This is a genomic window from Streptomyces sp. NPDC051987 (genome assembly GCF_040680735.1).
Taxonomy (GTDB): domain Bacteria; phylum Actinomycetota; class Actinomycetes; order Streptomycetales; family Streptomycetaceae; genus Streptomyces.
Genome location: NZ_JBFAXI010000093.1, coordinates 22,334 through 33,856, shown reverse-complemented (window position 1 = coordinate 33,856; position 11,523 = coordinate 22,334). Strand labels below are relative to the sequence as shown.

Here is an 11,523-nt window from a genome sequence, read left to right as displayed (position 1 = left end):
CCACCGCCGCCGGCAACGACTGAGCAAGACCACCGACGACGCGAGGGTCAGAACTCAACCGACCAAACTGGGTCACGGTTCAACCGCCGCCGACATTGCTGACCTGCCTCGGTCTCTCGTACGGAACCACGTGGCACATGGATGGGTGCAAGGGCGGCCGTCGGAGGGTGACTGGCCGCGGCGTTGTTTCAGGCCAGGAGCCCTCACACGGCAACGCATCAGTCGACTGACCGTGCCTCACGGGAGGGCGGCACGCCGACGTCCGGAACGCAGGGCGCCTCACATGTCCCGCGTTCCCAGCGCCGGTTGGTGCGCCGGCACCCGGTGTCCTCATCCGTTGCTTCCCCCAACAGGTCAGTCACACGACGGATGCCGGACACGCGCGGGTCTGAAAGGTTGGTGCGGACACAGGCTCGTTGCGGAGGTAGAGATGAAAGCGTCCGACGGGACACGGTCCTGCCCCACCCTCCGGCACTCCCACCGTCACGTCCGCCTGCCGCCGAGAGCCACCGTGCCTCTCCGGTTCTCGACCGGGCGACGCCCTCGGCCTGGCCCGTTCTGGCCTGGCAGCGTTATTCGATGTGCCGGTTCGAGGATCCGGAACTGTTCTTCCCGGTCGGCGAGGCAGGACCGGCACTCGGGCAGATCGACGAGTCGAAGGCCGTCTGCCTGCGATGCCCTTTTATCCACCCGTGCCGGGACTGGACCCTCGACCACCACGAGGCGGCGGCCTCAGCGAGGAGGAACGGCGGGCCGTCAGGAAGCGCTCTGCTCGCGAAGCACCTCCACGCTTGGCCTCCGGCCGGCGGCCTTCGACAGGACTCGAGACCGACAGCGAGGACGGTGACCAGATGACTGAGCATGCGCACCCTTCAGATCACGCCCACGGCAACCGTCCGGGCACCCTCGAACTCCTCACGACCCTTCAGTTCCGGCCTGTACCCCCAGACCGCGACAGCATCGGCTGCAGATTCAGCTATAGCGTGGACGATCCCTTCGCGGTGCGCATGGACCTCCTCGTGACTGCGGAGACGTGTGTCACCTGGGTGGTCGGCCGGGACCTGCTGTGGGGCGGCACCGACCGGCTCAGCGGCGAGGGCGACTGCAAGGTGTGGCCCGGCACGGGGCCGCACGACAGGCCGTTGCTCCACCTGAGGCTCGAGGGCCCGCACGGACATGCGACGTTCGCGACCCACCTGACCGTGCTCCGTCGATGGCTGGATGTCACCTATGCCATGGTCCCTTCCGGCAGCGAGGGCGCACTTCTTGACTGGGCCACCCTCGCCGAAAGCCTGCTGCCGCCCGTCTGAGTCCTGGATCTCCGCCCTCCCCGTCACACCTTTCCTCTTCTCGTTCGGATCTGGTTTCTCCCGGCAGGACGGTGCGCGCAGGTGAGGGCCCATGGTCATATGCCCGATGCTCCGGCCCCAGCCCGCCGACACACTCGACGGCATACAGTGCTCCCCACTGAGCGGGAAGCAAGGCCCCGGCGAAGGATCCGACATGTACATCGATGCACCGAACCACGTCGTCGACGCCGCCAACGGCGTCAGATACGCCTATCGACGCTGCGGTCCCTCCGGCTCACAGCCGCCTCTGCTCATGCTCCCCCATTTCCGGGGCACCCTGGACAGCTGGGACCCGGCCCTGGTCGACGCCCTGGCGGCGGAACGCGATGTCATCGTCTTCGACAATGCCGGGGTCGGCCTGAGTACCGGCCACACCCCCCGCACCATCGCAGAGACAGCGATGGACACCCTCGCTTTCATGACCGCCATCGGGGTGCCGCAGGCGGACCTGCTGGGATTCTCGATGGGGGGCTACACGGCCCAGGAACTGGCACTGCTGCGCCCCGCCGCCGTTCGCCGCCTGGTGCTGGCGGCCACCGCCCCTCGCGGTGGCCCGGGCATTTTCGGCTGGCCGGACGACATCTTCGCCCGCGCCGACGTCGACCAGCCGAGCCTGGAGGACTACCTCTACACCTTCTTCAGCCACACCGAGGCCAGTCAGCGCAGGGGGCTCGAGTTTCTGGGGCGGTACATCGAGCGGGAGCGCGACCGGGACCTGCCGGCCGACCGAGCGGCCAGGCAGGCGCAGTACGAGGCGATCACCGAGTGGGGCGTACCGGATCACGGTGCCTTGGAACGGCTCGCCGAAATCAGGCAACCCGCGCTCGTGGTGCACGGGGACAACGACCTCGTCACACCGCCCAGCGCGTCCCGTCTGCTCGCGGGCCTGCTGCCCGACGCGCGGGTGAAAACGTATCCCGACTCCGGTCACGGCTTCCTGTTCCAGCACCACGACAAGGTGGCGCGGGAAGTGTTGGACTTCCTGGCCGAAGGGCGCTGAAAACCAGCCGAACCCAGTCGACCGACAGAAGCGGCACCTGCCCGCCACCAGCCACCATGTGAGTGCTGGCAGGGGCAACCGCCCTCCGGCTTGGGAGGAACGTTGTCGTTGGTGGGCCGTACGTCCGAGTTGCATGCTCTGGAAGCTCTGCTGGTCGAGGCGGAGAACGAAGGAGCAGCGCTGCTGCTGCAAGGCGACCCGGGGGTAGGGAAGACCGCGCTGCTGGACGCGGTGACCGCCCATGCCCGGGCGGGCGGACTGCGTGTCCTCCAGGTCGTCGGAGTCGAGAGCGAGCAGGAACTCGCGTTCTCCGCGCTGCACCAGCTTCTCCATCCGCTGTTCGATCACCTCGCGGAACTGCCGGCCTTCCAGAGCGGCGTGCTGGAACAGGCGCTCTCCATCCGTGAGGGCTCGGCGCCGGGACGCTTCGCCATCTCGGCGGCGGCCCTGGCGCTCCTCCAGGCCGCGGCCAAGCGGCAGCCACTGTGCGTGGTGGTCGACGACGTGCACTGGATCGACCGCTCCAGCGCCGAGGCGCTGACCTTCATCACCCGCAGGCTCAGCAGTTGCCGGGCAGCCTTCATCATGGCCGCGCGCAGCGGAGCGCACGGCTTCCTCGATCCCACAGGTCTGCGCGTGCTCGACCTCGGTCCGCTGCCGGCCCCCGATGCGCTGGTGCTGCTCGACAGCAGTCACCCGGGGCTGGCCGAAGCGACCAAGCGGCGCCTGCTGGACGAGTCAGAAGGCAACCCGCTCGCCCTGGTGGAGCTGCCCAGCCAGCTCACCGACGCCCAGCGGGACGGCGCCGAAGCCCTGCCGACGAACCTGCCGCTCAGCAGCCGGCTGGAGAGCGTGTTCGCCGACCGCATCCGGCAGCTCGGCTCCGTGCCACGTTTCGTCCTGTTGCTGACAGCGTTGGACGGTGAGCGTGCCGGCAATCTGGGGGACATCCGAACGGCCTTCGGCGCAGCGGGCGAGGAGTGGGACGACGGCCTGCTGGATACGAGCGAGCGCATCGGACTGGTCCGTATCGACCACGTCGGGGAGCACGTCACCTTCCGTCATCCCCTGGTCCGATCCTGCGTGGTGCACATGTCCCCGGCCGGCCGTCGCAGAGCCGCGCACCGTGCGCTGGCCGAGGCTCTGAAGGCGCAGCCGGAGCGACGCGCCCTGCACCTCGCCCATGCCGCGGACGACCCGGACGAGGCGGTCGCCGTCGAGCTCACCCGTGCCGCGGAGCGGGCCATGGCCCGTGGCGGCGCCGCGGAGGCCGCCACGGCGTACCGCCGTGCCGCCGAACTCAGCCAGGACTCCGCCGAACGCGCCCGCCGCCTGGAGCAGGCCGCTTTCGCCGCCGGCATCGCCGGCCTTCTGGGCACGGCTCAGGAACTGGCCGGCCAGACCACGGAATCACTGCGGGGCGCGGCAGCTGCGGGCTACGTGCAGTTCCACCGGGAGGGAGACATCGACGCGGTCTACCGCATCCTGCCTCCTGCCATGGATGCGGCGCGCGAAAGCACCGCCCCGGAGGATGTGGAGGCGTTCGACGACGCGTTCTACGTCCTTCTCAACGCGGCGGTGTGGGGAGGCCGTGCGGAACTGTGGCCTCCCGTCTACCGCACACTCGACCGGATCTCCGAATCCGCGCGCATGTGCTTCGACTGCGTCGCCGACCCGGCGCGGACCGCTCATGACGTGCGGGAGCGACTGGACAGGGCGACGGCCGCACTGTCCCCCGACACGCCCCTGTGGCGCGTCAACTGGCTGATCTACACGGCCATGTACCTCGACTGCTTCACGTTCTACGACGGCGTGTGGCGGGAGGCCGTCGGGCACAGCGCGTACGACAGCCTACGCTTCGGCTTGGTGGCCAGGGCCCACGAGGCGTTCATGCGGGGTGAATGGGACAGGATTCAGGCGATCGCGTCCCAGGGCATCGCGGACGCCACTGAACACGAGTACAACCTCATTCACATCATCTTCACCTACGGACTGGCCATGATCGCGTCCGGCCGCGGGGACGAGGAAGCCCTGCGTCGGCACTGCGACACGATCACCGCGTGGGCCCAGCCGCGCCGCATGCAGCTGCTGATGTCCACGGTGAACGAGACCTGGGCCCGCGCCGCGGTCGGCCGGGGGGACTTCGAGGAGGCATACCTGCTGGCCTCCGCGTTGACCCCACCGGGAGAACTGCCCTCGCACTTCCCCCATTTCTCGCGTGTGTTCCTGGACCTAGTGGAGTCCGCGCTGCGCACCGGCAGAACGGCGGCGGCGCGCGCCCACGTCGAGGCGGGCCGGCAGGCGCGTCTGGACGCCATATCACCGCACCACGCGGTCATCCTCGCCGCGGCTGTCGCGGTCGTCGCCCCCGACGACGAGGCGGGCCCGCTGTACGAGGCGGCCCTGGCGGTGCCGGACGCCTCCCTGTGGACCTATGAATACGCTCGTATCCGGCTCTGGTACGGCGAATGGCTCCGCCGGCGCCGGGAGTACACGGCCGCGCGCGTCCATCTGAGCGTGGCGCTGGAACTGTTCGAGCAGCAGCTGAAGGCTCCGCTCTGGGCGCAGCGCGCTAGGGACGAACTGCGCGCGGCCGGCGTGGGCGTGGGTGTGGCGGACGCCAGAACCGGGGTGAAGATGAGTGCGCAGGAGCGTCGCATCGCGGAACTCGCGGCGAGCGGCCTGTCCAACAAGGAGATCGGCCGGCAGCTCAACATCTCGCCCCGCACCGCAGGCGCCCACCTCTACCGGGTGTTCCCCAAGCTGGGTATCGTCTCCCGCGCCGCTCTGCGCGACGCACTGAAGGCTTTCGACGAAGCCGACGGTATGTGACGGCGGCGCCGTCGGCGGTCGCGCGGACCAGAGCGGGGGCGCGGAACACCGTGCTCGGGACCACGGGTACGCCCGGGCAGGGCGTGACCGCCAGACTCAGTGAGTGCAGGTCCAGGGCTTCCCCCCCAGCCGTGTCGTACGCTCCAGCCGCACACCCGGGTGCCGACTGCGGCGGTCCTGGCCAGCAGAACGGCGGAGCTGACCCCCTTGCCCGACAGCGCCGACGCGAGCAGGGCCCGCACATCCGCCAGCTCTCCCGCTGTCTCCGGATCGGCGGCACTCTCGGCCCATTCGAGTGTGCCGTCGCTCCACTCGACCACCGCATCGAAGCGGTGATGCCCGGGGCTGAGAACCGTCGGCAGGGCCGCGCAGATCGCGCCCGCGTCCGCCGTCGCACGAGCGAGCACGGCGGCCCGGTGCGTCGACCGGATGAACCTCCGCATGAACATATCGGTCTCCTCCGCACGACGATCGTTGACGAGTGATGGACTGCCACAGGACGAGGGAACTTATGGATTGTTTGTGGGGTGCTTGCCCGATGGTGCAGTAACGGGTCACCGGACTGCCCGTTGGATACGTGTGCGTCACGCGTCAACGGCCGCGACGTTATGGTCGATCCCGATCGCACCGCGCACCCGCCAGGAGGCGAAATGAGTACGTTCCACGTACGACGTCTGGACGTGGCCGTGCCGTCCGTGTCCGACTTCCGGCAGAGCTATGAGGCCGCCGTACCACGAGTTCCGGAGGAGGAGCTGGAGTCCCTGATCCGCCGGGATGCCTCCTGGTCGGAGATCACCGGGCTCATCGACTCGGCGGCCCCCCACGGTTTCATGATCTTCGAGAAGAACGCGGCGCACCCCCTCTTCCGCCGCGCCGGAAACCGGGCGATCTGCTTCTGGTACCTGATGGGCAACCACGCCATCGCCGAGCGCATGTACCGCCACGACCCGCGGACCATGCTCTACGCGCCGCTGCGCACCGTGATCTGGCAGGACCAGGCCGGAGCAGCCTGGTTCAGCGTGGACCAGCCCAGCACCCACTTCGCCGGGCTCGGCATCCCGGAGGTGACCGAGGTCGGTGTCGAACTCGACCGGAAGGTCGCCGCCCTCCTCGACTTCCTCGGTACCGACGTACCGAACGAACTGCTGCAGAGCTGACTTGGCCCGGAGCCGGCGAAACGAAGGCACGGCACGGTGCCTGGCCGCGGCCCCCGGCGCGTACCGGCCCGCTTCGTCTCCTGCGTGATCGCATACGACACCTCTCGCGCTGTCGTCGTCTGCGGCGATCCAGTCTCCGAAAGGAGCCCTCGTGGTCACTCTCACCGTCTGGAAGTTCCCCACACCCGACGGCGCCGATCGCGTCGAGGAGACCCTGCTGTCCCTGCAGAAGCAGGGGCTTGTCCAGGTCCACGACGCAGCGGTCGTCACCTGGCCGGAGGGTCGCAAGCACCCCAGGACCAAGCAGCTGTACAACCTCACCGCCGCGGGCGCGCTGTCCGGCACCTTCTGGGGGCATGCTGTTCGGCCTGATCTTCTTCGTGCCGATGCTCGGCGCCGCCGTAGGCGCTCTCAGCGGTGCGCTGGGCGGCTCGCTGGCCGACGTCGGCATCGACGACGACTTCATCTGTCCTGCTCACCTCCGACGCGGTCGTGGACCGTGTCCACGAGGCGTTCCCCCATGGCACCGCCCAGCTGATCCGCAGCAACCTCTCCCAGCAGGACGAGGCCAAGCTGCGCGAGGTCTTCGAGGCGTAGCACGGGGACCGGGACGCCGGGGAGCTTGTCTGCCCGGCCTCTCGCCGCGTTCGGAAGACGGCCGTGCACATGTAGCCTTCGTGAGCAGTCGGCGGCGACAACTGCGTTGCATGCAGCGACGTGCGCCGACGACTCCAGACCGATCTGGCGGGCAGTGGCATCAACAAGCGGTTCGGCGTCCGCGTTCTCAGCAGTGAGCACGACGCCGACCCCGGCGACGCGAAGAACGTCGACCGTGTCGTCATCGGCGGGACCATCGAGGAGACGGGCCTGCCCACGCTGGGCGTCACCAGTTCCATCGACCCAGGCAACTTCGACACCTCGGATGCGTCGATCGTGCTGCTGGACCTGCTCAGCGGACCGGCGGACGACACCATCTCGCTGAACCACTACATGAAGCCGTCCAGCGACAGGATCACGTTTATCAGCACGGTCGTCTCCCACCTGGTCTCGCACGAGATCGGCCATGCGCTGGGCACACGGCCACCGACGGGACGTCCACGCTCATGGACAACGACAGTACGTTCCTCAGCATGGGTCCCGACGGCGTCGGCGGCACCGCCGACGACGCCGTTCCGCAGACCTTCGGAACCGATGCCTTCACCGACGTGGACGGGCTGACGGGAGTGGAGAACACCGCGGTCCGCGCCGCCCACGCACTGTCCCGCTGAGAGCGGGGCGTACCTCTCGTCGCGACAGTAGCCCTTGAAGGAGCTGGCCGACGGCGGCGACAGCGCGACGGCACAGCGGGACGTCCTCAGCAGGGGCTGCCGATCGGCTTCACCGCACGGCGTGCTCCGGGCGCGTGCGGCGGCCTGCTTGGCGCTTCCCCGCGCACGGCTTCCGGCTTCAGACCCAGGGCGCCCAGGGAGTCCCGCAGCAGGTCGTGGTCGTTCGGATATCCGCTGTCCACCAGTGTGGCGTCGGCACCGTCCTTGACGATCACCCAGTTGGTGTTGCTGCCCGACACCAGATGGACGTCGTCGCCGATGTGGACGATGTCGTCAGCGCGCAGTTGCCTGCTCATGAGCGTTCACCTCTCAGACCGTCGCGAGGTACTGGTGGACCGAACGGACGGCGCTGGCGCCGTCACCCACGGCTGCGGCGACGCGCTTCATCGAGGCCAGACGCACGTCACCGGCGGCGAACACGCCGGGCACGCTGGTCTCGTACGGCAGCGGCTCGCGCTCCAGTTCCTTCCAGCGCGGTCCGAGGTCCTCCGGCGACAACTGCCGGTCCGTCGGCACGAACCCGTCCGAGTCCAGGACCACCCCGCCGAGCCATGTTGTCGCCGGCCGGGCCCCGATGAAGCAGAACAGGCCCGCGCAGTCGACACGGCGTGCCCCGGTGCCCTCGGCCCGGGTGGTCAGGGACACACCTTCCAGATGCGGTCTGCCGTGCAGCTCTGTCACCTCGGTGCCGGCGAGCACGGTGATCCGCGGATCGTTCAGAATGCGTTCCACGAGGTACGCGGACATGCGGGCGCCGAGATCGGGTCCCCGTACCACCAGGGTGACCTCTGAGGCGTACCGGGCCAGGTGCAAGGCGGCCTGTCCGGCGGAGTTGGCGCCGCCGACCACCGCGACCGGCCGGCCGGCCACCGCCTGGGCCTCCAGGTCGGTGGCCGCGTAGTAGATGCCGCACCCGGTCAGCTCGGTCCAGCCGTCGAGGGGGAGCGCCCGGTATTCCGCTCCGGTGGCGACGATCACCGCCCGCGTCTCGATGCGGGTTCCGTCCATCAGGGTCACGACGTGGTCGCGGCCCTCGGTACTCAGCCCGACCACACCGCACGGACTGGCGAGGTGCACACCGAACTTCAGCGCCTGTACGGCGGCCCGCGCGGTCAGATCAGCTCCGCTGAGCCCGAAAGGGAAGCCGAGGTAGTTCTCGATACGTGCGCTCGTGGCGGCCTGGCCGCCGACGGCCACTCCGTCCAGCAGCACCGTCTCCAGGCCCTCCGAGGCGCCGTACACCGCGGCCGCCAGCCCCGCCGGACCGGCGCCCACGACGGTGAGGTCGGCCGAGCCGCGTCCGGTACGGCGGTAGGCGAGGTTGAGCTGCTGGCTCAGCACGCCCGGCGTCACACGCGGCGTCGCCACGCGCGACGACAGTGCCGCGGGCAGGTCCTCCTCGGTGAGACCGGACGAACGCATCGCGTCCGCGCCCTGCGGGGAACCGCTGTCGAGCCACCGGTGCGGCACACCCTGACGGTCCAGGAAGGTACGCATGGCCAGGCCCGCGGCCGACCCGGCGTCGCCGACGATCCGCAGCGTCTGCTCCGTCGCCTGGCGCAGCAGCCGGCGCCGGGCGAGGATCGCGCGCAGGAGCAGGTCGGAGAGCTCGGTCTCCTGGGCCATCAGCCGGCGGAAGGCGGCCGGTTCGACCCGGTGGATCGTGCCACCGGTCGCGACGCGTACGGTCAGCCCCCGCCGCTGCCCGGTGAGCAGGTTGAGTTCGCCCGCGAACTGGCCGGGGCCGTGCGTCATGAAGAGGTGCCCGTCGCCGTCCTCGGAGGACGGGATGATCGCCTCCAGCGTCGCTGTTTCGCACAGGAAGAGGTCGACCGAATCGTCCTCGACCTGGTAGAGGACGTCTCCTGCCAGGACCTCCTCACGGCTTGCGTAACGGGCGGCGCGGGCGAGCTGACCGTCGTCCAGACGCACTTCGGCAGCGGTGGCGAGATCGTCGGGACGATCACCGATCTCGGGGAATGAGGTTGCCATGCCCGAAGAATGCCACCGGGTCACACCTCCGGGCCACGGATCGCCCTCTCGGTAGGGCTCCGGCGGCGCACACGTGCACGCGAGGACAGTTTCCGTGCACGAAAGGCTCCACATGTCCCGGGAGTATGTTCGGTGGTGCTGCTGGGCAGTGGGGTGCGTATCCGAGGAGTGTGTTCCGAATGTCCGCCCGACCCGTGGTGCGGGGTCTGCACCACATCAAGATTTCCGGGTCCGATCTGGAGCGGAGCACCGCCTGGTACCGCTCCGTTCTCGACCCGGCGACCGTCGGACGGCTGGCCGGCTGCGACCCGCTGACCTTCACGGTGACGGACCGGACGGAACTCGACGGCTGGATCGGTCACCTGGACACACCCGGCGTGCCCCACTCACCAGTCATCGTTGCCCTGGTCGGCTATCTCCTGGTGGTTCCCGATCCCGACGTTGTCCGGCTCCGGTTCTACACCGACGAGTCTTATGGATTGGGCGCGACCAGGTGGACTTCGCGTCCCCCTGGCTGCGCCCCGACACCGTGTCCGCCTCGGACGCCTGACCGGCGGTGAGCCCCCCCGGGCGACCGGGGAAGTGCCGTCGCTCACCGTGGGGACGCCGTGATCGGTACGCCGTCCCAGAAGCTCGCCATCGCCCGCGCCGCCGCCTGGGGGCGTTCCACATGCGGCGAGTGCCCGGTGTCCGCCAGGGCAGTGTGCCGGGCGCCCAGCCGGCGTGCCATGTCCGCGAGCAGGGGCGGCGCCCAGGTGTCGTCCCTGTCGCCGTGAAGCACGTGCACCGCGAACCCGCTCAGCCCGGCCAGTTCCGAGGTCCGGTCGGGCTCGTCCAGCAGGTTCCGTCCCGTGGCCAGCAGTTGGGTGCGGCTGGTGCGGAGCCAGCGCGCGCGGCGCTCGTCGGCGCCGGGCGACGAGGCCCGCTCGGGACGCAGTTGCTGCAGGGCCTGCCACACCTGGTCCATCGTCATGGTGGTGAGCGCCCTGGTGAGCAGCTTCACCTGCGCTCCACGCTCCTCGCCCACCTGCGCGGGCCCCGAGGACAGCAGCGTCAGGGACGCGAACGCAGAGGGGGCGGCGAGCACGGCGCCCCGGGCGATCTGGCCGCTCATGGAGTGGCCGGCCAGGTGCGGTCGTGTGCCGAGCGCCTCGGCCAGCGCCACGACGTCCTCGCTGAGTTCCTCCCGCCGGTACGCCGTCGCGTCGTGACCGCCGTCCGTCTCGTTCTGACCACGCAGGTCCACCGCGAAGGCCCGGTAGCCGGCCTCGGACAGCAGCGGCAGCAGGGGGAGGAAGTCCTCTTTGTCCTTGGTATAACCCGGCAGCAGGAGAACCGTGCCGCGAGCGGCCGACACCGGTTCGACGGAGAGGGCGGCGAACACACCTCGACGGGTGCTCAGATCCCGGCGGGCAAGAGGAGGAAGAGATATGTATGTCACGGCGCACAGCGTATTCCGGTGTTGCTTGACACCCCCGCATGCAGGTGGTTGCCGGACCCGTGGCATGCCGGCTGTGCGATCGCTGAGGTGTCCTTCAGGTGCGCATAAGCGCTTGCACGCGGTCGCTGTGTCGCTGAGCGGTCTCCAGTTCCTCGGGTGTCGGCCGTTCCCGTTTGCGTCGGACGCGGAGCGCCGCGGGCAGGTGCTTGCGCGAGGGCGTACCTGGCGAACACATGTGAAAAATGGCTCGTGATCGCGCGATGGCTCCGTTTCCCGCCAGTCGCGCGGTCTCTCCAGCAGCGCCGTCTTGTCTATACCGGAGGCATCACGTACTACCAGCGCGTTGTCCGGCGAGAATGTTCTCGGCCTCGACGGGGGGCGTGCTGCGCTCGACAACGCCCTACGACGGCTGCTGGCCCGCGAT

Annotated in this window: 9 protein-coding genes and 2 pseudogenes; 8 read left to right on the top strand and 3 right to left on the bottom strand. The window is 69.4% G+C overall.

Annotated features, from left to right (window positions below):
• Nucleotides 1-558: 558 nt before the first annotated feature.
• The 7 genes and pseudogenes from AB0M11_RS33805 to AB0M11_RS33775 all read left to right on the top strand — a co-directional run.
• Nucleotides 559-776: pseudogene (locus AB0M11_RS33805) on the top strand (WhiB family transcriptional regulator); the annotation flags it as partial.
• Between the two features lie 75 nt (nt 777-851).
• Nucleotides 852-1,310, top strand: a complete 459-nt coding sequence (locus AB0M11_RS33800) for an SsgA family sporulation/cell division regulator (protein ID WP_365711946.1) — start codon at nt 852-854, stop codon at nt 1,308-1,310.
• 193 nt (nt 1,311-1,503) lie between these two features.
• On the top strand, nt 1,504-2,349 hold the full coding sequence (locus AB0M11_RS33795) for an alpha/beta hydrolase (RefSeq protein WP_365711944.1): 846 nt from the start codon (nt 1,504-1,506) through the stop codon (nt 2,347-2,349).
• Nucleotides 2,350-2,460: 111 nt separating this feature from the next.
• Nucleotides 2,461-5,181, top strand: coding sequence for an AAA family ATPase (locus AB0M11_RS33790; protein WP_365711943.1), 2,721 nt, complete (start codon nt 2,461-2,463; stop codon nt 5,179-5,181).
• Between the two features lie 650 nt (nt 5,182-5,831).
• Nucleotides 5,832-6,338, top strand: a complete 507-nt coding sequence (locus AB0M11_RS33785; RefSeq protein WP_365711942.1) for a DUF302 domain-containing protein — start codon at nt 5,832-5,834, stop codon at nt 6,336-6,338.
• Between the two features lie 356 nt (nt 6,339-6,694).
• A pseudogene (locus tag AB0M11_RS33780) lies at nt 6,695-6,935 on the top strand (DUF1269 domain-containing protein).
• Nucleotides 6,936-7,055: 120 nt separating this feature from the next.
• A complete protein-coding gene (locus AB0M11_RS33775; RefSeq protein WP_365711941.1) occupies nt 7,056-7,556 on the top strand; it encodes a hypothetical protein in 501 nt (166 codons plus the stop codon).
• Between the two features lie 136 nt (nt 7,557-7,692).
• Here the strand turns inward: AB0M11_RS33775 and AB0M11_RS33770 are convergent, their stop codons facing one another.
• A complete protein-coding gene (locus AB0M11_RS33770) occupies nt 7,693-7,962 on the bottom strand; it encodes a hypothetical protein (RefSeq protein ID WP_365711940.1) in 270 nt (89 codons plus the stop codon).
• A 13-nt stretch (nt 7,963-7,975) separates the two neighbouring features.
• Complete coding sequence (locus tag AB0M11_RS33765; protein ID WP_365711939.1) at nt 7,976-9,658, bottom strand: FAD-dependent oxidoreductase; 1,683 nt, start codon at nt 9,656-9,658, stop codon at nt 7,976-7,978.
• A 179-nt stretch (nt 9,659-9,837) separates the two neighbouring features.
• Here AB0M11_RS33765 and AB0M11_RS33760 point away from each other — a divergent pair, with 179 nt between their 5' ends.
• A complete protein-coding gene (locus AB0M11_RS33760) occupies nt 9,838-10,218 on the top strand; it encodes a VOC family protein (protein ID WP_365711938.1) in 381 nt (126 codons plus the stop codon).
• 32 nt (nt 10,219-10,250) lie between these two features.
• Here AB0M11_RS33760 and AB0M11_RS33755 read toward each other — a convergent pair whose 3' ends face one another.
• Nucleotides 10,251-11,099, bottom strand: a complete 849-nt coding sequence (locus AB0M11_RS33755; protein WP_365711937.1) for an alpha/beta hydrolase — start codon at nt 11,097-11,099, stop codon at nt 10,251-10,253.
• Nucleotides 11,100-11,523: the final 424 nt, after the last annotated feature.